Genomic DNA, 26,377 nt, shown 5'->3' on the forward strand with positions numbered 1-26,377 from the left:
CATTGTCCAAGTACGGCAAAGGAAAGGAAGAAAAACCATGCGTGTAATCTCCGGCTCGGCTAGAGGCAGAAGACTGAAGGAGCTTCAGGGGATGGATACCCGCCCCACCACAGATAAGGTCAAGGAGTCCCTATTCAATATCATCCAGTTCGAGATTGAGGGCAGAAGGGTGCTGGATCTCTTTGGCGGAACTGGTCAGCTGGGCATCGAGGCCCTGTCAAGGGGTGCGGACCACTGTACCTTTGTGGACATGAGAAAGGAGGCCGCCGCCCTGATTCGGGAGAACCTGAGGCTGACCGGCCTGAGTGAGCGGTCTCGGGTAGTCCAAGGGGACGCCCTGTCCTTCCTTTCCTCCTGCGGGGAAAAATTTGATGTGATCCTGTTGGACCCGCCTTACCACACGGAGCTGCTGGAAAAGAGCGTGGAGCGGATCACAGAGTTTGACATTCTTCGGGAACATGGTATAATAATCTGTGAAAGTGCGGCGGAACGGGAGCTGCCCGCCCTGCCGCCCCCCTATGAACGGGGGAGAGAGTATCGCTACGGCAAGATCAGGCTGACAGTCTGCCGCCGGGCGGGGAGTGATAGACGATGAGTACTGCCATCTATCCCGGCAGTTTTGATCCAGTGACTCTGGGGCACCTGAATATCATCAAGCGGGCTGCCGCCTGCTTTGACAAGCTGATCGTGTGCGTCATGGTCAATTCCAAAAAACAGGGGATGTTCACCCCGGAGGAGCGGGTGGAATTGCTGCGCCGCTCCACCGCCCGTTTCCCCAATGTAGAGGTGGATTTCTCCAACGAGCTGTTGGCGGAATACGCCAAGCGCCGTCGGGCTCATGTGGTGGTCAAGGGCCTGCGGGCGGTATCGGATTTTGAGCAGGAGGTCCAGATGGCGGTCATTAACCGCAAGCTGAATCCCAAGTTGGAGACCATGTTTTTGGCCTCCAGTGAAAAATATACTTACCTCAGCTCTACCATCGTGAAGGAGATGGCCCGCTACGGAGCCAATCTGGCGGACTTCGTCCCCAGAGAGATCGTCAACGATGTGAACCAGCGCATGGGGCAGATGGAAAGAAAGGAAGGGTAATGGCATGGCAAGCGGAGTAGAAGAATTGCTGGATATGCTCTTTGAGATGATTGACGAGGCGAAGAACGTCCCTCTCTCCGGTGATAAGTGTATGATCGAACGGGACCGGGCGCTGGATCTGATCGACGATATCCGAAGCCAGTTCCCGGTAGAGCTGTCTGAGGCCAGAAAGATGATGGCCAACCGGGCTGAATTGGTCGCCTCCGCAAAACGCGAGGCCGACTCCATCCGCAAGGCGGCGGAGGATAAGGCGCGCCAGCTGCTGGCGGAGGATGTCATCACCCTCCAGGCCAAGCAGAAGGCCAACGATCTGAAGCGGGAGACTGAGGAGCGAAGCCGGGATCTGAAGCGGTCGGCCAACGAGTACTGCGAAGATGTGCTGCGTCGTACGGAGGAGGCAGTGGCTGCCGCCTATGATGAGATCAAGAAGTCTCGGGCCAGCTTCCGGGCTGCCGCTGGAGCGTCTGCTGTGCCCCAGGCGGGGAGCACCGGCTCCCGGCCTATCTATGACGCCGCGGCTGACGAGGATTGAGAACAAAATGAAACAGCGCCGCTGGAAGGAAGCTTCCAGCGGCGCTGCTTTGTCTGAGTCAGGGGATCACGGCGAAGCGGGGGCGAATGGAGACTTAGCTTCACCAGGGCAGCCAGCCGTCCTCCCGGTCAGCCAGCACATCCATGGCCCCGTCCAGCATCTCGGCCGCCTCGGCCCGGGTCAGCTGATTGGATAGAGCTGCGGCGCCGGTGCTCTCCATTCGGATGACGCCGGAGGAGGCTAGGTTGGCCGCGGCCTGGGAGGCCCAGTGACCCTGGCTGTCAGAAGAAAATACCTCTACGGGCACATCAGTCACGTCCAGCAGGTTGTTTAGCATCACTGTGGCCTCGGCACGAGTGATCGGGGTATCCGCCCCAAAGACGGGGGCGCCGCTCTCATCTTTGGAGCCCTGGATGGTGCCGGCCTTCAGAGCCGCGGAAACAGAGCCCTTGGCCCAGGTGGGGATGGCGCTGTCGTCAGAGAAGCCGGTGAGTGTTACGTCCTCCATGGCTTCCAGACCAGACACGGCCATGGCCATGGTCAAGAACTGGGCCCGGCTGACGGGCTGCTTGGGGTCGAAGAAGTAGTGGCCGTTCATATACTGGCCCACATAGATGCCCTCCTCGGCCAGGCGAATCGCAGCCTTATGGGCGGGATTCCCCTCCATGTCGGCATAAGTCACCTTGGTGTCGGCCTTTTCGATGTGGACAGTGATCTTGGCCTCCGCGGAGGTGTTGCCAGCGGGGTCTACGGCTACATAAGTGAAGGAATCGCTCCCTGTCTTGTTCTCATAGGGGGTATACACGAACTGGCTGGAGCCGTCCTCTGCCAGAGTCACAGCGCCCCGGGCGGGGGTGGAGGTGAGCTGGAAGGACAGGGCGTCCCCCTCGCTGTCCACGGCGTCGAAATATCCGGTGATGGCCACGTTTTTATAGGTGGATAGCTCCATATTCCGAGCGATTGGGGCCTGATTTTCCTGGTCCAGAAGGTACAAGGTGACGGTAACGGGCCCGCAGTCCTGCGTGGGGGCGAGGCTGGGGGTGAAGGTAAAGGTGGTGGTGGTCACGGTGGGGACAGGAGAGCTCTGGAACCGGAGCCCGTCCAGAGCGGTACAGTCTACCACAGTGCCTACCTGGAGGGGCTGGCCGCCGATGACTAGTGTGCCAGCGCCGGGGTCAGGCAGGCTCTCGATGGTGATGGCAGTCAGCTGGGTCTTCTTATCTCCGGTGACCGCGAAGTCCTCCAGAGAGAAGGAGATGATGGTGCCGATAAGCCCGTTTTTGGAGAAGTCGTTGACAGCGGCGCTCTCCTTTTTATTCCAGAAGAAAGCGGAGGCGGGAAGGGACAGGGTAAAGGCCAGAGCCAGGGCTAGGATGGGAGCCATGACCCGGCGGAACGGATGAAAGCGATTCATGGGATACCTCCTTCAAAATTAGGTGTATCCCTATTCTTTTGCCATTGGAGCCAAATTATGCGAACACAGAAATTACCAGAAAAGATCCTGCCTTTTAGACAAAGCTCCCCGCATCCAGCAACGGATGCGGGGAGCTCCGGTCAGTCTGCAAACATGGGGGAGGAGAGATATCGGTCCCCAGAGTCGGGCAGGAGGACCACGATGGTCTTCCCGCGGTTCTCCTCCAGTCGGGCCAGCTCTCCCGCCGCCCACAGGGCGGCGCCGGAGGAGATGCCGGCCAGCACTCCCTCGGTCCGGACAAGCTCCCGCCCAGCCTGGAAGGCGTCCTGATCCCTTACACGGATAACCTGGTCGTAGACAGAACGATCCAGGGTCTGGGGAATAAAATTGGCCCCAATGCCCTGTATGCCGTGAGGGCCGGCTTGGCCCCCGGACAGCAGGGGAGAGGCGTCAGGTTCCACCGCTACTACCTTGATATTGGGATCTTGCTCCTTCAAATACCGGCCAGTACCGGACAAAGTCCCACCCGTCCCAACAGTGGCTACAAAAATATCCACGTTTCCATCTGTGTCACGCCAGATCTCCGGCCCGGTGGTCTGGTAGTGGGCACGGGGATTGGCTGGATTTTCAAACTGGCCGGGGATAAAGCTGCCGGGGATCGAGGCGGCCAGCTCCTGAGCTTTTCCCACCGCTCCCTGCATCCCTTGGGCGCCAGGAGTGAGGACGAGCTGGGCACCATAGGCCGCCAGCATGGACCGCCGCTCTGCGCTCATGGTATCCGGCATGGTTAAAATGACCTTGTATCCCCGTGCGGCAGCGATACAGGCTAGACCAATGCCAGTGTTGCCAGAGGTGGGTTCGATAATGGTGGCGCCTGGCTTGAGCAGACCCCGTTCCTCCGCGTCCAGAATGAGGGACAGCCCCACCCGGTCCTTAGCAGAGCCGGCTGGGTTAAGGTATTCCAATTTCGCCAGAACAGTGGCGGTGAAGTGGTGGGCTTTTCCGTAGCGTGTCAGTGCCAGGAGAGGTGTTCCTCCCACCAGCGGCTCGATTCCAGTATAGATACGGGCCATGATGACCAACCTTTCTCCATTCAAAATGATACAAAGCAGCCAAGGATAGGCACTGCCTGTCCCAGTTGCCTGATATTAAAAATCATACCCCCGGCAGAGTTTTTTGTCAATTCGATTGCAAAGGACGGGAGATAGGGGGTATAATGCTCTTATCTCTTAGTATGTCAAGAAAGGAAAACCTATGAAAACAGGACTGGTCCTGGAGGGCGGGGCCCTCCGTGCCATTTTTTCCAGCGGGGTGTGCGACGGCCTGCTGGAGGGCGGTATCATGACAGACTATTTCATCGGGGTGTCGGCAGGGGCGGCCTACGGCGTCAGCTATCTGTCCCGGCAGCCCCGCAGAAATCTGGAGGTGGTCACTCGCTTTGCCCCCGACCGGCGCTACATGGGGATGCGTAATCTGGCGGATAAGAAGAATCAGAGTTATTTCGGTCTGGAGTTTTCCTATCAGACTATCCCAAACGAGCTGGTCCCCTTTGACTACGACGCCTTTCAGGCCTATCCCGGAAAGGCGGAGGCGGTGGTCACTAATCTGAACACCGGCGGGGCGGACTATCTGGAGATCCCCCGGCAGGACCGGGAGTCCCTGGTGCTCCAGGCTACCTGCGCCATGCCCCTGATGTTTCCCATCTATCATATCAACGGTCAGCCCTATCTGGACGGCGGTGTTGGAGACGCTATCCCATGGCGGAGGGCGCTGGAGCAGGGCTGCGACCGTGTTCTGGTGGTGCTGACCAGGCCCAGGGAATACCGGCGCAGGCCAGATAAGCTGCTGCCCCTGGTGCGGAAGAAGTACCGGGAATATCCCAATTTTGTGGCGGCTATGGAACAGCGGGCCCAGGTCTATAACCAGGACCGGGAGGAGCTCTTCCGCGCGGAGCGGGAGGGCCGGCTTCTGGTCATCGCGCCCCGTTCCACCCTGGGCGTCTCACGGACAGAGCGGAACACGGAGAAGCTGCGGCTGCTGTGGGCGGCCGGCTATCAGGACGCTGTGGACCGGCTGGAGGAGATCCAGGACTTTTTCAGCCGATGAGGTGCTGCCTCCTGTCCGCTGGGCAGTCCGACTCCTTGGCCGGCAGGGAGCAGAGCCCCTGATACCGCTCTACAAGGTCGGGCTGGAGGGCGAAAAGGGCCAGGATATCTCCCAGCACGGTAAAAAAAGCGGACATACGGCCTAACTGGCCGCTGTCCTGGTCCTGGGCCAGGAGTAGGGCCAGTATGACGGCTATGGCCAGCAGCTCCTGGCTGCCGCCGCGGAAAAGTTGACCCAATACAACCACCCCCGGTCATTCTATGCGCTGGCCGCCGGGGTGGTTTTTCGCGCCGCCTTGTCGAAGGCGCGGGACGGGTGAACCATGGATATCCATTGACGTTTCCAGGAGGATGTGGTATGGTCGTATACAGAAGATACAGGCAGGTGACAGGATGATCATTTTGGACCTGGAGTGGAACCAGGGATATGACAAGACCGTTTTAGACGAGGTCCTCCAGATCGGCGCGGTGCGGGTAGACCGGCTGGGTGGCCCCATTACAGATACCTTTTGCGCCTTTATCCGGCCCCGCGTCCACAAGAAGATGAAACAGATGGCCAGGTATCTGCCGGAGCTGCGGCGGTCCCTGGATTCGGAGACCACCTTTCCAGAGGCCATGGGAGCCTTCCTGGATTGGTGCGGCGAAGAGCGGGAATTTGGCGCCTGGGGCAGCGGCGATATGGAGGTGCTGGCCCAGAACTGCCGGTACTGGAAGATGGAGGCCGACCTGTCAAAAAAGGTGTGGGACCTCCAGCGCGCGTTCTCCATCACTGTGGGCACAGGCCAGAGCGTTGCTCTGTACCGGGCGGTGGAATACTGCGGCGTTCCAGCGCCCTTTGAATTTCACAACGCGCTGAACGACTGCGTCTATACGGCGGTGGTCAGCCAGTGGATCTCCCCGGCGGCTATCGACGAGCTGTCGTCGCCCGCTTGGGTAAAAAAATTTACCTGGACCTCTGAACCGGGGGGGAGCAGCCGCGAGATCGGGCCATTTCAAACGGCCAGGAGCGGACTGAATAGCCGGACCAGCCGTCTGATGAGCTGCCCGCTGTGCGGAGAGAAAGGTTGGGTCATCCAGTGGCGCTCCAGACGGGAGGGAGTCTATTTCGGTACCTTCCCCTGCCGCGAACACGGCAGGTTCTTGGTTCGGTTTGTGATGAGCCCTGGGGAGGACGGGCTGTTCCGGGGCAGGCTGTCCCTCCCACCTCTGACGGATGCCACCATCCAGGCATACTCCGAGGCCATGAAGGGTCAACTCCATTCCTGCAAGGCGCTGGGCGGCCGGCGGCGGAGGCGCGGCGGAAGAAGACGATCCGGGGACGAAGCGAGGGAGAAGGCGTCTTAAAAAAGAACAGCAGGGGGTGGACTGGCTTTGCTGGTCCGCCCCCTGTTCTGCTCAATTTAAGCACTTCTTAATATTTTCCCACTTGCAACTTAAACTCTGTATGTTATCCTTAGAGCAACAAGCACGGAAAGCGGGAGGAGAGGGACCATGTATACTATCCTGATCTGCGATGATGACAGGGACATTGTGTCGGCGCTGGATATCTATTTGACCAGTGAGGGCTATCAGACGGTCAAGGCCTATAATGGGAGAGAGGCGCTCAAGGCTGTGGAGCAGAGGGAGATCCATCTGATCCTGATGGACATCATGATGCCGGAGCTGGACGGGATTCGAGCCACAGCCAAGCTGCGGGAGGAGAACAATGTGCCCATTATTCTGCTGACGGCCAAGAGCGAGGACACAGATAAGATACTGGGGTTAAACATCGGGGCGGACGACTATATCACAAAGCCCTTCAACCCACTGGAGGTCATAGCCCGGGTCAAGAGTCAGCTGCGGCGCTATACCAGCCTGGGAGGTTCAGAAAAGAGCACTGGCCTCATCACCGTTGGCCCGGTGTCCATGGATGACAGTGCCAAACGGGTCACAGTGGATGGAGAGCCCGTGGCGCTGACGCCCATTGAATACAACATTTTGAAGCTGCTGATCTCCCACCCCGGCCAGGTGTTCTCCTCCGCCCAAATCTATGAGCAGGTATGGAACGACCCGGCCTACGGATCGGAGAACACGGTAGCCGTCCATATCCGCCATCTGAGGGAGAAGATCGAGATCGACCCGGCGGACCCCCGCTGGCTGAAGGTGGTGTGGGGGCTGGGCTACAAGATGGAGAAGGGAGGGGCCTGAATGGAAGCGGTACGGAAGAGCCCATGGGCTAAACTGACGGCTGCCTTTCTGATGCTGGCCCTTGCTTTTTCTAGTAGCTGGTTCGGATACAGGGCACTGACCGCTCTGTCCTGCGTGGGTGCCGAGAACTGGCAGCAGACGGGTATCTACTATGTTTTGCTGCGAGACCGAGAGGGCCAGCTGGCCGGCGGGGTGGCGGATGCCATCCAGCTGGAACGAAATGGGGAGAGCCTGTCTTATCTGGCTGTCCAGTCTATCCAGGAGAGCTTGGAGGAGCTGGAGGAGCGGATGGACGCTGAAAGCACCTGGTTTCGGTTTCAGGTCAAGACCGCCGACGGCGGCCAGGTCCTGGCCACCAATCTGAAGGAGGGGGAGACTCTCTCTGCGACGGTGTCCTCCGTGTGGTACTCCACCTTTGTGGTGGGCGAGCATTTTACACAGGAAGAATACGACCTCTATAACAGTGAAAATGATTATGTATTCTCAATCGGCGTGTCGGGACAGGGGAGCGAGCAGGTGCCGGGTGAGGCGGAGCTTGAGGGCAAGAGCGCCGTGGAACAGATGGTCATTGAGTGCGGGCTCCCACTGAACGTGGATGAGAGCCGGGCAGACGAATTTTACCAGCTATCCACCAGCTTTGACCAGGCCCTAGAGAGCTTCCGCCCCCGGTGTACCGCCGCTCTGTCCCTGATGGCGGCCAGTCTGCTGTGCCTGCTATTTCTGCTGTGGTCGGCGGGACATAAGGAGGGAAAAGAGGAGATCATACTCTCCTGGCAGGATAAGATATTCCTGGAGTTCCATTGGTTTTTCCTGTTGACTGTGGGGACCGCCCTAGCCGCCGGAGGCCTCTATTTTGGGGACTACCTGTACCAATTCATCGTGCAAGTCCATTTCTATTCCCAGGAGGAGCAGTGGGTGCTCTGGGTCATATATTTGGCCCTCTCCCTGCTCACAGCGGCGCTGGTCGGGGTCATCTGTCTGGCACTGCGTACCCTGGTGGTCCGAGTTAAGGCCGGGGCGTTGGCGCGGACCACCCTGCTGTGCAGGGTGGTCGGGTGGACAGTGCGCACTGTCCACGAGCTGATTGTCAACCTGCCCTTCATCTGGAAGGTGCTCCTGGGCTTTTTGATCTATTTCTTTGCCAATGTCATGCTGTTTACCTCGGCCCGCTACAACGGCCTGGCGGGGCTGCTGTGGTTTGGCCTCAACGGTGTGGTGTTCCTCTTTCTGGCCTGGTGGGCCATCGGGTTCCACCGCCTGCGAAAAGGGAGCCGGGCTATCGCCGCAGGGGACTTGGAGCATCAGATCGACACCAACAGGATGTTCCATGACCTGCGTCTCCAGGCCGAGGACCTGAATAACATCTCGGTGGGCCTGTCCAGTGCTGTGGATGAGAAGATGAAAAGCGAGCGATTTAAGGCGGAGCTGATTACCAACGTGTCCCACGACTTGAAGACGCCGCTCACCTCCATTATAAATTATGTCAACCTGTTAAAAACTACGGAGCAGACCGACCCCAAGGCCCAGGAATACATTGAGGTGCTGGACCGCAAATCCCAGCGGCTGAAGAAGCTGACGGAGGATCTGGTGGAGGCGTCCAAGGCGTCTACCGGCGTGCTGTCCGTCAGCCGGGAGAAGATCGGTATGGTCCAGTTGATCGACCAGGCCCTAGGGGAGTGGGAGGAGAAGCTGGCCGCCCGCCATCTGACCGTGGTAAGGAATCTTCAGGATGGGGAAACCTGGGTCTATGCTGACGGGCGTCATCTGTGGCGGGTCATCGATAATCTGCTGTCCAACTGTGCCAAATATGCCATGGAGGGTACCCGAATCTACCTGGACCTGGAGCGGGGGCACGGACAGGTGGTCCTATCGGTGAAGAATATCTCCCGAGAGGCGCTGAACGTGGCGCCGGAGCGTCTGATGGAGCGGTTTGTCCGGGGGGATGAGTCCCGCACCACCGAGGGTTCCGGCTTGGGACTGTCCATCGCCCGAAGCCTGACTGAGCTTCAGGGGGGCATTTTCCAGCTGAAGGTGGATGGGGACCTGTTCAAAGCGTGTATCACCTTGCCCCAGGCGAATTGAGGGTAAACTGACAGACCGCCCGCATCTCGCGGGCGGTCTGCTTTTATATCCATACCGGCTGCATATAAGAGGGAAGCCGTACCGGAGAGCGAGCTCCCAAGGACATCCGCCGCTGCCAGCTTAGAAAACCAATAAAAAAGTATATCCTTTTTACCGGGTTTGTGGTATGATGATAAATAGGATTTTTATGGGAAGCGGCAGAAGGCTGAAATGAGAGGAGAGTGGAGGGCATGAGGAGAAAATGGTATAAGATACTCTTTCCGGCGGCGCTGATGCTGCTGCTGTCCGGCTGCCTGTTCCAGTCTCCCCAGGACCTCTACCGCCAGCCGGAGAAGTCAGCCGGCTATGAGAAGCTGAACGCAGTCATTCAGGAGGTGCGCACCGCCCTGGAAATGGAGTTTGACGCCAGTGCGGAAACAGCAGTCATCCTGGCAGGCGACAATACTGCCACCATCCAGCTCCAGGATTTGGACGGGGATGGGACCCGGGAGAGCGCGATCACCTTCCTGCGTATCCCCAGTATTGAGAAGTCCATTAAAATATTTATCTTTACCCAGATAGGAGAGGAATACCGGGTGTCCGCTGTGGTAGAGGGGGACGGCTCGGCCATCTATTCCATAGACTATGTGGACCTGAACGGCAGCGGATATAAGGAGCTGGTGGTCAACTGGCAGATCAGCACTGGCGTATATCAGCTGGGTGTCTATACTCTGGACGAGCTGATGCTTCCAGTGTCCGGAGGAACGGAGGCTGCGGAGGCCGGCCCCACGGTATGGGGCGCGGCTCCTGCCGAGCGGGCGGAGCTGCTGGCTACTGAACTGCTGCTGACTCGGTGCAGTGCCGCTACGGAGGGCTCCTCCTTCTCCAGTGGTTACCGTCTGCTGGATATTGACCGGGACACCAGGAGCGAGGTAGCAGTGGTCCGTATTGACTCCGCTGGCGTGGGCAGCCATGTGGAGGTCTACGGATGGAGAGATGGAGCCATGGTCAGCTTGGGCAGCGTGCCATTGTCTGCCGGCATCGTGTCCCTGACCCGTATCCGAGCCAATTACCTGGGAGGAGAGTTCTATCCACCGGCTCTCTATGTGACCAGCACCCTTTCCGACGGCCGGCGGGTGATCGATGTGCTCTCCTATCAGAATGGGCGGCTGACCAATCTAACAATGGATCCGCTGACCGGGGTAAGCCGGGAAGTCATGCTGGGCTATACTGAGGTGGACCCCACTGACATCAACGGCGACTATGTGATAGAGCTGCCCTCTCCCAGCCGCCTGCCGGTATACGGAGACAATGCCGCCACCAATTTCTGGCTGATCGACTGGTATCAGTATCAGGAAACAGGGGAGCGGGACCATGTGATGACCACCTATCACAATGTGACTGATTCTTGGTATCTGGTCATCCCACAGGAGTGGGAGGGCAAGATTACCATTTCCCGCAATGACCAGGTCATCGGCCAGCGTGAGGTTATTTTCTCTCTTTGGCAGGGCGAGGATAAGGAGCCTGTGCCCTTCCTAAGCATTTACCGGCTGACCGGGCTGAACCGGGCGGCCCGATCCACACGAGAGGGCCGGTTCGTTCTCCGGGAGGAGGAGAATGTGATTTATTCCGCTGCCTTCTATGACAGCGACTGGGACTGCGGCTTGGACGAGACCAGCCTGCTGGAGTATTTCAGGACGATCCAGGCAGACTGGTATAGCCAGTGACAGACGACGGAGGAAAACAGAGATGAGAAAAATTTTGGTCCTGGAGGACGAGGAGAATATTCGCAGCTTCGTGGTCATCAACTTGAAGCGGGCGGGCTACCAGACGATAGAGGCCGGAACCGGCGAGGAGGCGTTGGCCGCACTGAAGGCCAATCCAGGGATTAAGGTGGCCCTGCTGGATATCATGCTGCCTGACATTGACGGGTTTGAGGTCTGCCGCCGTATCCGGGCCATGGACAACAAAATCGGCATTATCATGCTTACTGCCCGGACCCAGGAGATGGACAAGGTAACCGGGCTTATGACCGGAGCGGATGACTATGTGACCAAGCCCTTCTCCCCGGCGGAGCTTACCGCGCGTGTGGACGCCCTATTTCGCCGTACAGGCGGGGATGAGACGGCGGCCAGCCCTGATGAGATTAGCGATCCCCCCTTTCTGCTCAACACTAGGAACCGGACACTGGAAAAGGATGGGCAGAAGGTAAAGCTGACCCAGGTGGAGTATTCCATCGTCAAGCTGTTTATGGAGAACCCAGGAAAGGCCCTGTCCCGTGAAGAGATCCTGGATACTGTGTGGGGAAAAGACTACTTTGGGGAGCTGAAGATTGTGGACGTGAACATCCGCCGCCTGCGGATCAAGATTGAGGATAACGCCCAAAAACCGGTGTTTGTCAATACGGTCTGGGGCTACGGCTATAAGTGGGGCAGTTAAGCCTGACGGCGTTTGGGCGTTGTCCTCCCCGCTCGACGGGGCCGGCCATAAATTCTTAGGCCCAGGGGGCTGGAGAATTTCCGAAGGCGGAATTTACTTCTGGGTACCTGCTCTATGGGAAAGCAACGCCCCAAAGCCGGTGTTTGTCAATACGGTCTGGGGCTGCGGCTATTCGTAAGGAAGCTGATGCTGAAAAAGAACTGTTGCCACCGCTCCATAAGGGGACAGAAAACGGGAAAGGAGGTGCTCCAGTGGCAAAAAAGATGGAACTTCACGATAAGGGTAAGATAAGAGGCATTCGTCGGCGCTGGCTGCTGAACAGCGTCGGCGTAGTGCTGTTGATTTTAGCTCTGGCCCTGGGCACCTTCATTGCCAGCCTGCGGAGTTACTATTATACAGGCACTACCGACGATCTGATGAGCCGGGCCAGTTCCACGGCGTACAGCTTCCGCAACTATACCAGCAGTGAGTATAGTACCGTGGCCCAGCGCACAGTCAGCGAATACGAGGAAAAGGGGCTGCTGGAGCTCCAGTTCCTGGACGAGACGGGGGCCGTTCTTTATTCAGGAAATGACTTGGCGGCCGGAACTACGCCGGATACGCCGGATATCCAGGGGGCGCTGGAGGATCAGGAGACGACACCGTGGATTGGGCGGGACCCGAGTACGGGGGAGCGCATCGCTGCCGCCTGCAGCCCAGTGGTCTATCAGGGCCATACCGAGGGGCTGATCCGCTATGTCACCTCCATGTCAGGTATCGACCGCCAGTTCATCCTGACAGTGTCCCTCATCACGGTGGTCGCTCTGGCCATTTTTGCCATGGTCTATTTCTCCAATCTCTATTTTGTGCGCTCCATTGTGGAGCCTCTGGCCAGCATCACGGAAACGGCCAGGCTCATTGCGGACGGAAGCTATGGAGTCCAGATCGAGAAGAAATTTGACGACGAGATCGGGGAGCTGACCGACACCATCAACGATATGTCCCTGAAGATACGCCAGTCGGAAAAGACCCAGAGTGAGTTCATCTCCTCGGTGTCCCATGAGCTGCGTACCCCCCTGACCGCCATCACCGGCTGGGCTGAAACCATGCAGAGCGGCGAGCTGCGGGACCCGGAGGATATGAAGAAAGGAATGGAGATCATCCTGTCCGAAGCCAGGCGGCTGACCAATATGGTGGAGGAGCTGCTGGAGTTCTCCCGTATTTCTGACGGCCGCTTTACCCTGTCGGTGGAGCCCCTGGATCTGAAGGCAGAGCTGGAGGACGCGGTGTATACCTATACCGAGTTCTTCCGTAGAGAGGGGATCGCACTGGAGTACACAGACTGCCCGGAGGAAATGCTGCCGATCTCCGGTGACCCCCACCGGCTGCGGCAAGTGTTCTGTAATCTGCTGGACAACGCCGCCAAGCATGGAGGTTCTGGAAAGCGCATTGATGTGTCTATCGCCCGGGAGGGGGAGGAAGCCGTCATCCGCATCCGGGACTATGGACCCGGTATCCCGGAGGGAGAGCTACCATTTATTAAAAATAAATTCTATAAAGGCAGCTCTAAAGCACGGGGTTCCGGTATCGGTCTGGCGGTGTGTGAGGAGATTGTGGTTCGGCATGAGGGACAGCTGTTCATTGGAAATGCCGAAGGGGGAGGGTGCCTGGTGGTCATCCGGCTCCCATTGGACAAATGAGAACATAAGTTCTATTTTACCTTGCTATTTTCGTTCAACTCTGGTACAATATCGGGGAGAATATTCAGAATGGGACGGTGAGACCTCTGGAGAACAGGGGGCGAAACTGCCGGGAGCTCCCCGGACATAGTTGGATATACCTATTCTATCAGTGCCAACATAAGGAGAATCAAATGTCGATTCAGACAGAACAAGAAAGACAAGGGGCTTGCCAAAAGGGTTTTAAGACCATGTGCGGTGGACAGGCTCTGATTGAGGGCATCATGATGCGGGGCCCCAAAAAGCAGTCTGTGGTGGTCCGCCGGCCGGACGGAGAGCTGGAGATACAGGAGAAAGATATTAAGCTGATCCGGGACCGATATCCCATCCTGGGGCTGCCCCTGATCCGCGGCGTGGTCACCTTCTGCGACTCCATGTACAACGGAGTGACTGCCCTGATGTTTTCGGCGGATTTCTACCCTGAGGACGGGGAGGAAGAAGAGCCCTCCAGATTTGAAAATTGGCTCAACGACAGGCTGGGCAGCGAGAAGGCCACCGCGTTCTTCACTACCTTGGCCGTGATTTTGGGCATCGGGATGTCCATTGCCCTGTTTTTTCTGCTGCCCACCCTGCTGGGCACAGCGGTCCGGTTTTTTACCCCGTCTATGCTGGTTCGGAACGTGGCGGAGAGTCTGTTGAAGATCGTAATTTTTGTGGGCTATCTGGCCCTGTGCTCCCGGATGAAGGAGATGAAACGGGTATTCTCCTACCACGGGGCGGAGCACAAGACTATCTTCTGCTATGAGGCTGGGCTGCCCCTTACGGTGGAGAACGTGAGAAAACAGCCGCGGCACCACCCGCGCTGCGGTACCAGCTTCCTGTTTATGGTCATCGCGGTCTCCATTTTAGTGTCCACAGTAGTTTTTGCCATCTGGCCGGTGGAGAATGCCATTTTACGCTTTCTTGCCCACCTGGCGATGCTGCCCCTTATCGTGGGCATCAGCTATGAGTTTAATCGTTGGGCAGGCCGCCATGACGGACCTGTGACCAAGCTCCTTACCGCCCCCGGCCTGTGGCTTCAGAACTTCACTACCTTCGAGCCGGATGACTCCATGATTGAGGTGGGCATCCGGGCCCTGGAGCTGGTCCTGCCGGAGAAGCAGGGGGAGGACGCCTGGTAGCGCCAAAGGAAAGCGGGCTCCGTTTTGATAGGCCGTCTCCGGCCGTTAACGGGAGCCCTGTGCGCCTATGTCCGTATACAAATAAACGGGGAAGGTGATAGTATGGCCACCACCTATAACAATCTGTTTCTGGATACTAGGGCCCGGCTGAAAAAGGCCGGAGTGGAGGGGGCCCAGCTGGAGGCCAGAGAAATCCTGTGCTACGCCTCGGACAAGAGCCGTGAGCAGCTGTACCGAGATATGTCCCTCTATGTGTCCGCCGAGCTGGAGCGCCGGGTAGAGGAGCTGGTCCAGCGCCGTCTGGCTGGGGAGCCGGTGGCCTATATCATCGGCGAGTGGGAGTTCTATGGCCTGCCGCTCAATATCTCCCAGGATGTCCTTATCCCCCGGATGGACACCGAGGTGCTGGCCGAGCGGGGGATTTTGAAGGCACGGGAGGCCGGCGAGGGGGCCAGAGTGCTGGACCTATGCGCCGGGAGCGGCTGTGTGGGGCTGGCGGTGGCCGCCAATGCGCCCAACTGCCGGGTGGTGCTGGCGGAGCTGTCCGAGGGAGCCCTGCGGCTGTGCAAGCAGAATGTCCGCCGCAACGACCTGAACTCCAGAGTCACCTGCTTATCCGTCAACGCGATGGAGCCGCCCAGCTCCGCACTCTGGGATTTTGACGCCATCGTCTGTAACCCCCCCTACATACCTACCGCGGACATTCTGGGTCTGGAACACTCTGTCCGGGACTACGAGCCCCATATGGCTCTGGACGGCGGCGAAGACGGGCTAGACTTTTACCGCTTCATTTCCGCCAAATGGAAATCCGCCCTCCGGTTGGGAGGCACCCTGCTCTTCGAGGTGGGGATCGGCCAGGCACCCGAGGTGGAGGAGATCCTGGCCCGAAACGGCTTTGAGGACATTAAGACCACAGCCGATACCCAGGGGATCTGGCGGGTGGTGGAGGGGACCATCAACAGTTGAGCTAGAACAAGGGGCCGCCCCCCACAAAAAGTACCGTTTATCGGATAGATAAAAGGGTAATATATGGGACAGACAGAGGCCGGCGGCTGAGAGCCGCCGGCGAGAAAGGAAAGATGTACATGGCTGCTAAAAAACCCGTGGTGGAGTCGGCAACTCCCGCGTCTGACAAGAAAAAGGCACTGGAGACCGCTATGGCCCAGATCGAGCGGGCTTATGGCAAGGGCTCTATCATGCGCCTGGGAGAGAATGCCGATGTGGTGGTGGACTCCATCCCTACTGGCTCCCTGTCCCTGGATATCGCCCTAGGCATTGGCGGCGTTCCAAAGGGCCGCATCATCGAGATCTACGGGCCGGAGTCCTCCGGTAAGACCACTCTGGCCCTCCACATTGTGGCCGAGGCTCAGAAACGGGGGGGAGAGGTGGCCTTTATCGACGCGGAGCACGCCTTGGATCCCGGCTATGCCAGGGCCTTGGGGGTGGACATCGACTCCATGCTCATCTCCCAGCCGGACACCGGCGAGCAGGGATTGGAGATCTGCGAGGCTCTGGTCCGCTCCGGAGCCATCGACGTGGTGGTGGTGGACTCCGTGGCCGCTCTGACGCCCCGGGCGGAGATCGAGGGGGACATGGGGGACAGCCATGTGGGCTTACTGGCCCGACTGATGAGCCAGGCCCTGCGTAAGCTGGCCGGCTCCATTTCCAAAACCAACTGTATCGTTATTTTCATCAATCAGCTCCGAGAAAAGGTGGGGGTCATGTACGGCAACCCCGAGGTGACTACCGGCGGTCGGGCGCTGAAATTCTACTCCTCAGTGCGTATCGACGTGCGGCGGGTGGAGGCTCTGAAGAACGGTTCTGAGATCATCGGCAACCGCACCAGAGCCAAGATCGTGAAGAATAAAGTCGCGCCTCCCTTCCGGGAGGCGGAGTTTGACATCCTCTACGGCGAGGGCATCTCCAAGTGGGGCGAGCTGGTGGACCTGGCGGTCAAGCTGGATATCGTCCAGAAGTCCGGCTCCTGGTTTGCCATGGGTGAGCTGCGCCTGGGGCAAGGCCGGGACGCGGTGAAACAGTATCTCCAGGACCACCCGGAGCTGGCCGAGGACATTGAGGCCCAGGTACGGGCCAACGCCTTCAAGCTGATGAGCAAGCAGGCCCAGATTGCCGCCAGGGCCGCCGGGCGGGCGGTGGATGTGGCTGCGGACGATTTCGAGGATGGAGAGGACTAAGTGGTCATCCAGGAGTTGAAGCCCTCCAAGCGGGTCCAGGGCCGGTGGCTGGCTGTGCTGGAGGACGGCTCCATCCTGCGTCTGGGGGAGAACGAAATCATTGATTTTGCCCTCTGCGCCGGGAAGGAGCTGACCGAGGAGGAGGCCGAGGGACTGATGGCCTCTCTCCACCGGAGCGGCCTGAAGGAGAAGGCACTGTCCCTGCTGGCAAGAAAGCCCCAGTCCCGAAAGGAACTGGAGCGAAAGCTGTCCCAGTGGGAGGCCACCCAGGAGGAGGCCGCCGCCATCTGTGAACGGATGGCGGAGCTGGGCTACCTGGACGACGCGGCTTACGCTGCCCAAGTAGTCCGCTACTACTCCGCTAAGGGATACGGGGAGCGGAAGCTGCGGGACGAGCTGTATTGCCGGGGCGTCCCAAGGGAGCTGTGGGAGGATGCCCTCGACCAGGCGCAGGACTCCTCCACGGCCATCGACGCCTTCCTGACCAAAAAGCTGGGGGGCAGGACGCCTGACCGTCAGGAGCTGAAGAAGCTGTCTGACGCCCTGGCCCGCCGGGGCTACCACTGGAGCGAGATCAACGAGGCCCTGGGGCGCTGCGGGGCGGAGGTGGAGCTGGACTAGCTGCAGCAGTCCTCCAGCATGGAGAGCATCAGCTGGGCCCCGGTCTGAAAGCCGTCCCGGTAGCTCTTTAGCTCCGTTCGGGTGAGGACCAGCCGAAGCTGCCGCAGGAACTCTTGGTTGAACTGCTCGCCCATAGCCGGAGCGATGCCCTCCAACTGCTTCTTCAGGCTGGACGGTATGTTCTCAAGGGGGTTGACCGGGGGATCCCGCAGGCTTTCGCCCAGGCAGAGCGCGGAGATATAATCGTACATAAATAAAACACCCTTTCTTACCTTTGAGTAGATTATAGTCTACTAAAAGGTAAATGTCAAGGAGCATTTATGACAAATTCAAATGTGTTCGGCAGCCGTTTGCTTGCATTGAGAAAACGGGCGGGCCTGAATCAAAAGGAACTGGGAGAAGCGATTGGGCTCTCACACAAAGCGATTAGTACGATAGAGAGCGGAGCGCGGGGAACGACCATTGATAAATTGGTTGCTCTTTCCTGCTATTTTCATGTCTCCACAGATTATCTTCTGGGAATTACAGATGACCCTGCCTGGCGGGGGAAATAAATGATAAACGGAGCGATCCTATGACTTATAAAGTAGCGTTTGTGTCTCTGGGCTGCGCCAAGAATCTGGTGAATACCGAGCAGATGATGGCCCTGTGCCGCCAGGCGGGCCACATCGTCACCGGCGATCCAGAGGGGGCCGATGTGGCCGTCCTCAATACCTGCGGCTTCATCGAGTCTGCCAAGAGCGAGGCCATTGACAACATCCTGGAGCTGGCTCAACTGAAGGACCAGGGTAAGCTGAAGAAGCTGTTAGTGGCGGGCTGTCTGAGTCAGCGGTACCCCGACGATATCCGTGCCGAGCTGCCCGAAGTGGATGGGATGCTGGGCACCGGCAGCTACAGCGACGTGGTGGCCGCCGTAGAGGAACTGATGGAGGGGGAGAAGGCGGAGCACTTCGGCAACATCCACCGCACTTATGAGGACGGCGAGCGCATTGTCACCACGCCCCCCTACACCGCCTATCTAAAGATCGCCGAGGGGTGCAGCAATGGCTGTGCCTTCTGTATCATCCCGAAACTCCGTGGTCGCTATCGCAGCCGTACCGTAGCGTCGTTGGTGGCTGAGGCCAAAAAGCTGGCCGCCTCCGGGGTGAAGGAACTCATCGTCATTGCCCAGGACATTACCCGGTATGGCTTGGACCTGGAGGAGAAAGCCACTTTGGCCCAGCTGTTGAAGGAGCTGTGCCGGCTGGACTTCCACTGGATCCGACTCCACTACCTCTATCCTGAGGCCGTCACCGATGAGCTTATCCAGGTCATCGTCTCTGAACCCAAGATACTCCACTATCTGGACATCCCCATCCAGCACTGCAACGACAACATTTTGAAGGCCATGCGCCGCCGAAACACCAAGGCGGAGATACGGGCCCTCTTCGCCAAGCTGCGGGCGGCGATGCCGGACGTGGTCATCCGTACTTCCCTAATCTGCGGCCTGCCTGGAGAGGGGGAGGAGGAGTTCGAGGAGCTGTGTGCTTTCCTGCGGGAGGAAAAGATCCAGCGGGCCGGTGTGTTTCAGTTCTCCCCCGAGGAAGGCACTCTGGCCGCCGCCATGGAGGACCAGGTGGATGGAGAGGTAGCCGCCCGCCGGGTAGAGCTGGTGGTGGACCTCCAGTCCCGGATCATGGACTCGTACAACGAAGAACGCCTGGGAACAGTGATGGAAGTGCTGTGCGAGGGCTTTGACAGTCAGGCCGGCTGTTACGCCGGGCGCACCTATGCCGACTCGGTGGATATCGACGGCCATGTGTATTTTACCGCCGCCGGGCTGGTGCCCGCGGGGGAATTTGTCAAGGTGCGTATCACCGGCGTGTCTGATGGAGATTTGACCGGCGAAATTGAGGACTGATACAAACGCGGCGCTGGATGAAGCGTGATTTTGGCTGACGCAGAATCAAAGTGAGATTTTATGTTGAATCCAGCTTTGTCCAGTGCTGATAATGTGCTATGATAACATATATGTGATCTGGGTGTCCTTGCTCGATAATAAGCTGTTCCAGCTCTTGAAACAAAAGGGCCTGAAAAAATATGTCATTAGAAAAGATAAAGCGGCTGAGGTGTCTGATCTGGAGACTATACACACGGAAAAAGGTCTATGTGGAATCCCGCGTCATTGAATACCTCTGCGCTTACCTGGATGACCAATTCGAGGACATTGATAGAGTATGTTCCGGAAAAAGAGGAGAAACGATAAGATGAATACCGCCAACAAGCTGACTTTGCTGCGGGTCGTTATGATCCCGCTGTTCCTGCTGGTCCTCTATCTGGATGTGCCTGGGGCGAACTATTGGGCCTTGGCCATTTTTGTGATTGCCAGCCTCACCGATACCCTGGACGGCTATATCGCTCGCCACTATAACCAGACCACTGACTTTGGAAAGTTTATGGACCCTCTGGCGGACAAATGTCTGGTCACCGCCGCCATGCTCTGGTTTGTAGAGATTGGCCAGATGCCCGGCTGGGCGCTGCTGGTGGTCATCATCCGGGAATTCGGGGTGTCTGGCCTGCGTATGGTGGCCGCTGACAAAGGCAGAGTCATCGCCGCCGGCTGGTCCGGCAAGGTAAAGACCGCCTCCACTATGGTGTGCATCGTGCTGATGCTGTTGCCCATCGCCCCCTGGGTCAACAATATCTGTGTGGCTGTCATCGTGCTGGCTACCATCTATTCCGGCGTGGAATACTTTATGAAGAACCTGGACGTATTGGCCGATGTGAAATAGACCAGTAATACGGAGGAAGCGGCTATGTCGGAAAAAGCGGTGCGGTCCCCTGTCAGAGATATCCTGTTCCGCCTGGTCCTGGTGACGCTGGCGTCGCTTATCATCGCCGTCAATATGAAAAGCTTTGTCCAGGCCGGCGACCTGTTTCCCGGCGGCTTTACGGGGCTTGCCCGTCTGACCCAGCGCGCGGCTTGGGAGTTTTGGGGAGTAGACATCCCCTTCTCGCCAGTATATCTGCTGCTCAATGCGGTGCCCGCCGCTATTAGCTTCAGGTTTGTGGGAAAGAAGTTTACCCTCTATTCCTGTCAGTGTATTGTCCTGGTCAGCATTTTCACTGACCTGGTGCCTACCATCCCCATTACAGAGGACCTGCTGCTGATCTGTGTGTTCGGCGGCTTGATCACCGGTTTCGCGGTCAGCCTCTGCCTGCGGGCCAGAGCCACCAGCGGAGGTACTGATTTTATTGCTATCGCCCTGTCCGAACGGAAGAATATCGATGCCTGGAACTATATTCTGGCGGGCAATGCGGTGATGCTGACGGTGGCCGGACTGCTTTTCGGATGGGAGCGGGCCCTGTATTCCATCATTTTCCAGTTTACCAGCACTCAGACCATCCGTCTGCTGGACCCGGACAGCGGCCGGGCCACCCTGTTTATCGTCACGGGACGGGAAACGGTGGGGGGCGTGTGTGCCCAGATACAGGATACCCACCATACCGCTACTTTGATCGAGGGGGTTGGCCTGTACAATGGGGAGCCCTGCGTCATGATTTATACGGTGGTCAGCGTGGGAGAAAGCAAGGGCCTGGTCCGTAAGGTACGTCAGGCCGACCCCAAAGCCTTTGTCAATGTCATTCGGACTGAACGGGTCCACGGGAAGTTCTATCGAAGGCCAAGGGATTGAAAAAGAAAGGGCGCTGTGTGCCGCGGCACACAGCGCCCTTTGATATATCCGGTCAAAATAGACAAAAGGAAGAGAAGAAGCTGATTTGCAGATGTTGACCCGTAGTGGGGGCCTCATCTGGGAAAATCGGGAAAAAAAGGGGCCTGTCCCTATCTATGCTTCAGATTTTCACGGAGCAGGATCTGATCGCTGCTCTGATACTCCTTGGCATACCGGCCGGGCGTGACCCCGGTGAGATGGCCAAAGGTGCGGATGAAATGAGAGTTGTCTGAGAAGCCGGACAACTCCCCGGCCTGCTGGACGCTGGTGCCCTCCTGGAGAAGCTGGCGGGCCCGCAGTACCCGGCTGTAGATGATATATTCCATTACGGAGAAGCCAGTGGCCGCCTTGAAGACGCGGCATAGATAGTGTTTGCTGATGAAAAACTGGCTGGCGATCTGATCCAGGGACAGGGGCTCGGACAGGTTGTCCAGGATATAATCTAGAATGGGGGCCACCCGGAGGAAGTCCTTGTTGTGGATGGCCTCTCCGGCAGTGGCGGCATTCAAGGTAGGAGCTACCCGAATCAGCAGATTGAGCAGGGCCACCATTTGATGGATGTCGCTGCCGAAGGAACCGTCGTTTTTATTGCGCTCCAGGGCCTGGAACAGCTCGATGATCTCGGTCATCTGCATACCGTTCAGGTTAGCCCGGCGGAAGGAGTCGTGGGTGAGCTGGGTGAAATCGGTTTGAACGGTGGACAGTTGCATCAGGGATTTACGGCTGATGTGGAGGACATACCTGGCGTGCGCCCCGGTGGCCATGGTCCGGTGGAGGGTGTTCTCCCCAATGAGGTACAGGGTGCCCCGGCGAAGGGGGTACACCTGGTCGTTGACAAAGATGTTGCCGGGGCTGGTCAGAGGGAGGAGGAGTTCGAAGTGGTCATGAAAATGGAGCCGGCTCATGTTCCAGGTGTCGTTGTGGTTGAGCTGCAGATGAAACTCCACATTGGTCATACGGCAAACCTCCGTTTGTATGGCTCATTTCTCAGGGCAAAGCGCCCCTGGAAGGCCCCCCGGCCGGCGTGGGGGAGAGGGCCAGGAGCATTATAGCACAGCAGGCGAAGATATGCAAACTTTTTGATAAATTAAAGATAGACCTCTTGTGTCAGTTGTGTTAAAATAATAGCCGATATAGAGCGCATATCAGTACCTTGAAAATTTGAGAAAAAGAAGCGAATGAAAAAATCTTTTGTAATGGGGGTTTTACCATGAACAAAGTGTATTCCTTGCATGACGCCGTGGCGAAATTCGTCGAGAACGGAGATTGTATCTGCTTCGGCGGCTTCACCACCAACCGCAAGCCCTATGCCGCTGTGAGTGAGATCCTGCGCCAGGGTCAGAAGGACTTTACTGTCTGGGCCGGCCCCGCCGGCGGTGATTGGGATATGATGATTGGCGAGGGCCGCGTCAAAGCGTACATCAACTGCTACACCGCCAACTCCGGCTATACCAATGTCTCCCGTCGTTTCCGTGCTGCCATCGAGAAGGGCGAACTGACCTATGAGGACTATTCCCAGGACGTCCTGATGCTCCAGCTCCACGCCGCCTCCCTGGGCCTGCCCTTCCTGCCTGTCCGTCTGATGCAGGGCTCCGGCCTGATGAAATACTGGGGCATCAGCGAGGAGCAGCGCAAGACCATGGACAAGGTAGACGACCTGAAGTGCGTCGAGATCGAAAATCCCTTCAAGCCTGGCGAGAAGGTGGTGGCCGTCCCTGTGCCCAAGCTGGACACCGCCATCATCCACGTGCAGAAGGCCAGCCCCGACGGCACCTGTATCGTCGAGGGCGACGAGTTCCACGATGTGGATATCGCCGTGGCTGCCCGCAAGGTCATTGTCACCTGTGAGGAGCTGGTCAGCGACGAGTATATCCGCCGCGACCCCACTCTGACCCGTATATTCGGTGAATGTGTCTCCGCCGTAGTCCACGCCCCTTATGGAGCCTGGCCCTCTCAGTGCTATAACTACTATGACAACGACTCCCATGCTTTGAAGGAGTATGACAAGGCATCTAAGTACCAGGATGCCGAGGACGCCAAGGCCCAGCTGGCCAAGGCCGCCGCCAAGGCTGAGAAGGCCGCCGCCGCCAAGCCTGAGGATGAGAAGCTGGCCGAGGCTGCCGCCAAGGCCAAGAAGGCCGCTGACGATGCCGCCGCCGGCATCGCCATCCCTGAGACCTTTAAGGACTATGTAGACAAGTGGGTTTACTCCGTCAAGGACCACGATGAGTTGCTGGATAAGGTGGGCGGTTCCCGTTTGATGCGGTTGAAGAACGAGCCCCATCTGGGCTACTCCACCAGACACTAAGAACAGGGAGGTACATAGACATGGCTGATTATACCAAGTATACCAAGCAGGAGATGCAGGCTTACGCCATCGCCAAGAACATCAAAGAGAACCAGATCGTCATTGTGGGCACCGGTCTTCCACTGATCGGCGCCTCCCTTGCCAAGCGGGTGGTATGCCCCTCCTGCCACCCCATCGTGGAGAGCGGGCTGATGGACTGTTCCCCTGTGGAGGTCCCCCGCTCTGTGGGTGACAACCGCTTTATGGCTCACTGCGCTGTCCAGTGGCCCAACGTGCGCTTCATCGGGTTTGAGGCCAACGAGTGGCTCCACGACGAGGACCGGCTCATCGCCTTTATCGGCGGCGCCCAGATCGACCCCTATGGCAATGTGAACTCCACCTGTATCTACGGCAAGGGTGACTACATCAAGCCCCAGACCCGGTTTACCGGCTCCGGCGGCGCCAACGGCATCGCCACCTACTGCAACACCATCATTATGATGCAGCACCAGAAGCGCCGCTTTATGGAGAAGATCGACTACATTACCTCCTGCGGCTGGATGGATGGCCCCGGCGGCCGCGAGCGCGCCGGCCTGCCTGGCAACCGCGGCCCCCAGATGGTGGTCACCGACCTGGGCATTATGAAGTTCGATGAGGAGACCAAGCGGATGTACCTGGCCTACTACTATCCCTTCTCCTCCCCTGAGATGGTTCAGGAGAACACCGGCTTCGAGGTGGATGTGTCCCGCGCCCAGCTCTTTGAGGGCCCCTCTCCCGAGATCATCAAGGTCATCCGCGAGGAGATTGATCCCGGTCAGGCCTTTATTAAAGTTCCCAAGGAGTAAAAAAATAAGTTGCTGATGGGAAGAAATGCTTTCTTTCGGACCGTGTTCCCCTGCCTGTACTGCCGCCGACACAAGTGTTGATCGGGGGCGTCGGCGACCCAATACAATTTATGGTCGCCTGGGTGGCACGGCGCGCATCAGAGATGATACGATATAAAAGGAGGAAATTACATTGGGTAACTATTCCATGCCCCGCTATTTCCAGAACATGCCTGTGGTGGGCAAGCCTGTTAAGGTCAACGCCGAGAACGTGGCCGAGCTGAGGGCCATCGAGGACGACATCCACGCCCATATTGTAGACGCCCTGTCTGCCGGCAAGGCGGACGAGGACATGAACGCCAAGGGACAGCTCACCGCTATGCAGCGTGTCGCGCTGCTGGTGGACGCCGGCACCTGGTGCCCCCTGAACAGCCTGTACAACCCCGAGCACAACAAAAACGGCTCTACCTCCATCGTAAAGGGCCTGGGCCGGGTCAACGGCAAGTGGTGCTGCATCATCGCTTCCGATAACAAGAAGCACGCCGGTACCTGGGTTCCCGGTCAGGCGGATAACCTGCTCCGTGGCTCTGATACTGCCAAGCGGCTGCGCATCCCTCTGATCTATCTGCTGGAGTGCGCTGGTGTGGAGCTGGACAAGCAGGAGAAGGTGTACCCCAACCGCCGGGGCGGCGGCACCCCCTTCTACCGCAACTCTGAGCTGAACCAGATGGGTATTCCCGTTATCGTAGGCATTCACGGCACCAACCCCGCCGGCGGCGGCTACCACTCCATCTCTCCCACCGTGTTGATCGCCCATGAGAAGGCCAATATGGCCGTAGGCGGCGCCGGTATCGTAGGCGGCATGAATCCCAAGCCCCATGTGGATATGGAGGCCGCTCTGGCCCAGATCGAGGCCACCAAGGGCCTGCGTGCCGATCCTCCCGGATCCGTCTCCATCCACTACGGTCAGACCGGCTTCTTCCGCGAGGTGTACGCCGATCAGGAGGGGGTCATCGCCGGTATCAAGAAGTATGTGGATATGCTGCCCACCTTCGACCTGGAGTTCTTCCGTGTGGACGCGCCCCAGTCCCCCGCCATGTCCGATATCGAGCTGTACGACCTGGTGCTGAACAACAAGAACCGTCCCTATGATATGTACTCTGTCATCGGCCGCCTGTTTGACGGCAGCCAGTTCATGGAGTACAAGAAGGGCTACGGCCCCGAGATGATCACCGGCATCGCCAAGGTGGACGGCCTGCTGGTGGGCGTGGTGGCCAATCAGCAGGGCGTGTTCCCCAACTACCCTGAGTATAAAGTGGCCAAATACGGCCAGTCTATGGGCGCGGGCGGCAAGCTGTACCGCCAGGGGCTGATCAAGATGAACGAGTTTGTCACCCTGTGTGCCCGTGACCGCCTGCCTATGATCTGGATTCAGGATACCACCGGCATCGACGTGGGTGACGACGCCGAGGTGGCCGAGCTGCTGGGCCTGGGCCAGTCCCTGATCTACTCCATCCAGAGCAGCAAGCTGCCCATGATGGAGATTACCCTGCGCCGCGGCACCGCCGCCGCCCACTATGTCCTGGGTGGGCCCCAGGGCAACGACAACAACGCCTTCTCCCTGGGCACCGCCGCCACCGAGATCAACGTCATGAACGGCAAGACCGCTGCCAACGCCATGTACACCGGCCGTCTGGCCAAGGACCAGAAGGCGGGCAAGGATCTGCAGCCCACCATCGACAAGATGAACGCCTTGATCGACGACTACGATGTCAAGTCCAAGCCCCTGTTCTGCGCCCAGGCCGGTCTGGTGGACGAGGTGGTGGACCTGCCCATGATGCGCAACTACATCGTGGCCTTCACCGACTCCTGCTATCAGAATCCTGAGAGCATTTGCCCCTTCCACCAGATGCTGCTGCCCCGGACCATCAAGGACTACGACGAGGGCCACCGGTGATCTGACACCTGCGCTATCATCCGGCCGGGGAGCTGCCCAGCCGGCAGGTCCCCGGATGCGGGTGTGGATGGGATCGATGGGGGAGCGGCCTTTTTGCCGCGCTGCGATCCGGCC

The 26,377-nt window shown here is 58.4% G+C and carries 26 protein-coding genes; 21 read left to right on the top strand and 5 right to left on the bottom strand.

All coding sequences use genetic code 11. The features are described from left to right. Position 1: 1 nt before the first annotated feature. The 3 genes from rsmD to WKS99_RS07095 are packed head-to-tail and all read left to right on the top strand — an operon-like array spanning position 2 to position 1,621. Entirely contained in the window at positions 2-595 is a 594-nt protein-coding gene (rsmD, locus tag WKS99_RS07085; RefSeq protein ID WP_262669812.1) for a 16S rRNA (guanine(966)-N(2))-methyltransferase RsmD, read from the top strand. Continuing rightward, the gene (gene coaD / locus WKS99_RS07090; protein ID WP_186852466.1) at positions 592-1,089 is read left to right on the top strand and encodes a pantetheine-phosphate adenylyltransferase; all 498 of its coding nucleotides are present in this window, start codon (positions 592-594) and stop codon (positions 1,087-1,089) included. The genes rsmD and coaD overlap by 4 nt, the downstream gene beginning before the upstream one ends. A gap of 4 nt (positions 1,090-1,093) precedes the next feature. After that, the gene (locus tag WKS99_RS07095; protein WP_147571224.1) at positions 1,094-1,621 is read left to right on the top strand and encodes a hypothetical protein; all 528 of its coding nucleotides are present in this window, start codon (positions 1,094-1,096) and stop codon (positions 1,619-1,621) included. Positions 1,622-1,721: 100 nt separating this feature from the next. On the opposite strand, the gene WKS99_RS07100 is transcribed toward WKS99_RS07095, so the two are convergent. Next, the gene (locus WKS99_RS07100) at positions 1,722-3,035 is read right to left on the bottom strand and encodes an Ig-like domain-containing protein (protein ID WP_262669793.1); all 1,314 of its coding nucleotides are present in this window, start codon (positions 3,033-3,035) and stop codon (positions 1,722-1,724) included. A 140-nt stretch (positions 3,036-3,175) separates the two neighbouring features. Next, positions 3,176-4,108 (bottom strand): cysteine synthase A, encoded by a 933-nt coding sequence (gene cysK, locus WKS99_RS07105; protein WP_240288907.1) that lies wholly within the window; start codon positions 4,106-4,108, stop codon positions 3,176-3,178. Between the two features lie 181 nt (positions 4,109-4,289). Here cysK and WKS99_RS07110 point away from each other — a divergent pair, with 181 nt between their 5' ends. After that, complete coding sequence (locus tag WKS99_RS07110) at positions 4,290-5,141, top strand: patatin-like phospholipase family protein (protein ID WP_186852468.1); 852 nt, start codon at positions 4,290-4,292, stop codon at positions 5,139-5,141. Here WKS99_RS07110 and WKS99_RS07115 read toward each other — a convergent pair. Continuing rightward, on the bottom strand, positions 5,131-5,379 hold the full coding sequence (locus WKS99_RS07115) for a hypothetical protein (RefSeq protein WP_262669792.1): 249 nt from the start codon (positions 5,377-5,379) through the stop codon (positions 5,131-5,133). The genes WKS99_RS07110 and WKS99_RS07115 overlap by 11 nt on opposite strands. Before the next feature lie 154 nt (positions 5,380-5,533). Here WKS99_RS07115 and WKS99_RS07120 point away from each other — a divergent pair, with 154 nt between their 5' ends. The 10 genes from WKS99_RS07120 (at position 5,534) to WKS99_RS07165 (ending at position 17,482) form a co-directional block, all read left to right on the top strand. Continuing rightward, positions 5,534-6,484: a 3'-5' exonuclease gene (locus WKS99_RS07120; RefSeq protein WP_240287865.1), complete on the top strand. Its 951-nt coding sequence runs from the start codon at positions 5,534-5,536 to the stop codon at positions 6,482-6,484. Positions 6,485-6,631: 147 nt separating this feature from the next. Further along, positions 6,632-7,327, top strand: coding sequence for a response regulator transcription factor (locus WKS99_RS07125; protein ID WP_147571219.1), 696 nt, complete (start codon positions 6,632-6,634; stop codon positions 7,325-7,327). Continuing rightward, on the top strand, positions 7,328-9,409 hold the full coding sequence (locus WKS99_RS07130; RefSeq protein WP_147571218.1) for a sensor histidine kinase: 2,082 nt from the start codon (positions 7,328-7,330) through the stop codon (positions 9,407-9,409). Between the two features lie 230 nt (positions 9,410-9,639). Next, positions 9,640-11,115: a VCBS repeat-containing protein gene (locus WKS99_RS07135; RefSeq protein ID WP_240287862.1), complete on the top strand. Its 1,476-nt coding sequence runs from the start codon at positions 9,640-9,642 to the stop codon at positions 11,113-11,115. Between the two features lie 22 nt (positions 11,116-11,137). Beyond that, entirely contained in the window at positions 11,138-11,827 is a 690-nt protein-coding gene (locus WKS99_RS07140; RefSeq protein ID WP_147571216.1) for a response regulator transcription factor, read from the top strand. 251 nt (positions 11,828-12,078) lie between these two features. After that, entirely contained in the window at positions 12,079-13,506 is a 1,428-nt protein-coding gene (locus tag WKS99_RS07145) for a sensor histidine kinase (protein ID WP_147571215.1), read from the top strand. 173 nt (positions 13,507-13,679) lie between these two features. Beyond that, the gene (locus WKS99_RS07150) at positions 13,680-14,666 is read left to right on the top strand and encodes a DUF1385 domain-containing protein (RefSeq protein WP_340405653.1); all 987 of its coding nucleotides are present in this window, start codon (positions 13,680-13,682) and stop codon (positions 14,664-14,666) included. Between the two features lie 102 nt (positions 14,667-14,768). After that, a complete protein-coding gene (prmC, locus tag WKS99_RS07155) occupies positions 14,769-15,632 on the top strand; it encodes a peptide chain release factor N(5)-glutamine methyltransferase (protein WP_147571214.1) in 864 nt (287 codons plus the stop codon). A 119-nt stretch (positions 15,633-15,751) separates the two neighbouring features. Continuing rightward, entirely contained in the window at positions 15,752-16,861 is a 1,110-nt protein-coding gene (gene recA / locus WKS99_RS07160; protein ID WP_186852472.1) for a recombinase RecA, read from the top strand. Further along, on the top strand, positions 16,862-17,482 hold the full coding sequence (locus tag WKS99_RS07165; RefSeq protein ID WP_147571212.1) for a regulatory protein RecX: 621 nt from the start codon (positions 16,862-16,864) through the stop codon (positions 17,480-17,482). On the opposite strand, the gene WKS99_RS07170 is transcribed toward WKS99_RS07165, so the two are convergent. Then, complete coding sequence (locus WKS99_RS07170; protein WP_186852473.1) at positions 17,479-17,733, bottom strand: hypothetical protein; 255 nt, start codon at positions 17,731-17,733, stop codon at positions 17,479-17,481. The two genes, WKS99_RS07165 and WKS99_RS07170, sit on opposite strands and share 4 nt — an antisense overlap. 69 nt (positions 17,734-17,802) lie before the next feature. Here WKS99_RS07170 and WKS99_RS07175 point away from each other — a divergent pair, with 69 nt between their 5' ends. From WKS99_RS07175 to WKS99_RS07190, 4 genes are all read left to right on the top strand, one after another. Then, complete coding sequence (locus WKS99_RS07175; protein WP_147571211.1) at positions 17,803-18,036, top strand: helix-turn-helix domain-containing protein; 234 nt, start codon at positions 17,803-17,805, stop codon at positions 18,034-18,036. A 20-nt stretch (positions 18,037-18,056) separates the two neighbouring features. Further along, on the top strand, positions 18,057-19,382 hold the full coding sequence (gene rimO, locus WKS99_RS07180; protein ID WP_340405654.1) for a 30S ribosomal protein S12 methylthiotransferase RimO: 1,326 nt from the start codon (positions 18,057-18,059) through the stop codon (positions 19,380-19,382). Positions 19,383-19,728: 346 nt separating this feature from the next. Further along, positions 19,729-20,253: a CDP-diacylglycerol--glycerol-3-phosphate 3-phosphatidyltransferase gene (gene pgsA, locus WKS99_RS07185; RefSeq protein ID WP_147571209.1), complete on the top strand. Its 525-nt coding sequence runs from the start codon at positions 19,729-19,731 to the stop codon at positions 20,251-20,253. Positions 20,254-20,277: 24 nt separating this feature from the next. After that, positions 20,278-21,156 carry a YitT family protein gene (locus WKS99_RS07190; RefSeq protein WP_147571208.1) on the top strand — a complete coding sequence of 293 codons (879 nt, stop codon included), beginning with the start codon at positions 20,278-20,280 and terminating at the stop codon, positions 21,154-21,156. A gap of 149 nt (positions 21,157-21,305) precedes the next feature. Here the strand turns inward: WKS99_RS07190 and WKS99_RS07195 are convergent, their stop codons facing one another. Continuing rightward, complete coding sequence (locus tag WKS99_RS07195; protein ID WP_340405655.1) at positions 21,306-22,151, bottom strand: AraC family transcriptional regulator; 846 nt, start codon at positions 22,149-22,151, stop codon at positions 21,306-21,308. A 254-nt stretch (positions 22,152-22,405) separates the two neighbouring features. On the opposite strand from WKS99_RS07195, the gene WKS99_RS07200 reads away from it, so the two are divergent. The 3 genes from WKS99_RS07200 (at position 22,406) to WKS99_RS07210 (ending at position 26,263) form a co-directional block, all read left to right on the top strand. Then, the gene (locus WKS99_RS07200; protein WP_240287854.1) at positions 22,406-23,503 is read left to right on the top strand and encodes a CoA transferase subunit A; all 1,098 of its coding nucleotides are present in this window, start codon (positions 22,406-22,408) and stop codon (positions 23,501-23,503) included. A gap of 20 nt (positions 23,504-23,523) precedes the next feature. Next, positions 23,524-24,327, top strand: a complete 804-nt coding sequence (gene gctB, locus WKS99_RS07205; RefSeq protein WP_147571205.1) for a glutaconate CoA-transferase subunit B — start codon at positions 23,524-23,526, stop codon at positions 24,325-24,327. Between the two features lie 187 nt (positions 24,328-24,514). Beyond that, on the top strand, positions 24,515-26,263 hold the full coding sequence (locus WKS99_RS07210) for an acyl-CoA carboxylase subunit beta (RefSeq protein ID WP_340405806.1): 1,749 nt from the start codon (positions 24,515-24,517) through the stop codon (positions 26,261-26,263). Positions 26,264-26,377: the final 114 nt, after the last annotated feature.

This window comes from Flintibacter sp. HCN-6482 (assembly GCF_037892565.1).
Classification (GTDB): Bacteria; Bacillota; Clostridia; order Oscillospirales; family Oscillospiraceae; genus Lawsonibacter; species Lawsonibacter aceti.

Coding starts and splice junctions, on each gene's coding strand:
- coaD (WP_186852466.1), top strand. CDS start 592: ATGAGTACTGCCATCTATCCCGGCAGTTTTGATCCAGTGACTCTGGGG.
- WKS99_RS07095 (WP_147571224.1), top strand. CDS start 1,094: ATGGCAAGCGGAGTAGAAGAATTGCTGGATATGCTCTTTGAGATGATT.
- WKS99_RS07100 (WP_262669793.1), bottom strand. CDS start 3,035: ATGAATCGCTTTCATCCGTTCCGCCGGGTCATGGCTCCCATCCTAGCC.
- cysK (WP_240288907.1), bottom strand. CDS start 4,108: ATGGCCCGTATCTATACTGGAATCGAGCCGCTGGTGGGAGGAACACCT.
- WKS99_RS07110 (WP_186852468.1), top strand. CDS start 4,290: ATGAAAACAGGACTGGTCCTGGAGGGCGGGGCCCTCCGTGCCATTTTT.
- WKS99_RS07120 (WP_240287865.1), top strand. CDS start 5,534: ATGATCATTTTGGACCTGGAGTGGAACCAGGGATATGACAAGACCGTT.
- WKS99_RS07125 (WP_147571219.1), top strand. CDS start 6,632: ATGTATACTATCCTGATCTGCGATGATGACAGGGACATTGTGTCGGCG.
- WKS99_RS07130 (WP_147571218.1), top strand. CDS start 7,328: ATGGAAGCGGTACGGAAGAGCCCATGGGCTAAACTGACGGCTGCCTTT.
- WKS99_RS07135 (WP_240287862.1), top strand. CDS start 9,640: ATGAGGAGAAAATGGTATAAGATACTCTTTCCGGCGGCGCTGATGCTG.
- WKS99_RS07140 (WP_147571216.1), top strand. CDS start 11,138: ATGAGAAAAATTTTGGTCCTGGAGGACGAGGAGAATATTCGCAGCTTC.
- WKS99_RS07150 (WP_340405653.1), top strand. CDS start 13,680: ATGTCGATTCAGACAGAACAAGAAAGACAAGGGGCTTGCCAAAAGGGT.
- prmC (WP_147571214.1), top strand. CDS start 14,769: ATGGCCACCACCTATAACAATCTGTTTCTGGATACTAGGGCCCGGCTG.
- recA (WP_186852472.1), top strand. CDS start 15,752: ATGGCTGCTAAAAAACCCGTGGTGGAGTCGGCAACTCCCGCGTCTGAC.
- WKS99_RS07170 (WP_186852473.1), bottom strand. CDS start 17,733: ATGTACGATTATATCTCCGCGCTCTGCCTGGGCGAAAGCCTGCGGGAT.
- WKS99_RS07175 (WP_147571211.1), top strand. CDS start 17,803: ATGACAAATTCAAATGTGTTCGGCAGCCGTTTGCTTGCATTGAGAAAA.
- rimO (WP_340405654.1), top strand. CDS start 18,057: ATGACTTATAAAGTAGCGTTTGTGTCTCTGGGCTGCGCCAAGAATCTG.
- pgsA (WP_147571209.1), top strand. CDS start 19,729: ATGAATACCGCCAACAAGCTGACTTTGCTGCGGGTCGTTATGATCCCG.
- WKS99_RS07190 (WP_147571208.1), top strand. CDS start 20,278: ATGTCGGAAAAAGCGGTGCGGTCCCCTGTCAGAGATATCCTGTTCCGC.
- WKS99_RS07195 (WP_340405655.1), bottom strand. CDS start 22,151: ATGACCAATGTGGAGTTTCATCTGCAGCTCAACCACAACGACACCTGG.
- WKS99_RS07200 (WP_240287854.1), top strand. CDS start 22,406: ATGAACAAAGTGTATTCCTTGCATGACGCCGTGGCGAAATTCGTCGAG.
- gctB (WP_147571205.1), top strand. CDS start 23,524: ATGGCTGATTATACCAAGTATACCAAGCAGGAGATGCAGGCTTACGCC.
- WKS99_RS07210 (WP_340405806.1), top strand. CDS start 24,515: ATGCCCCGCTATTTCCAGAACATGCCTGTGGTGGGCAAGCCTGTTAAG.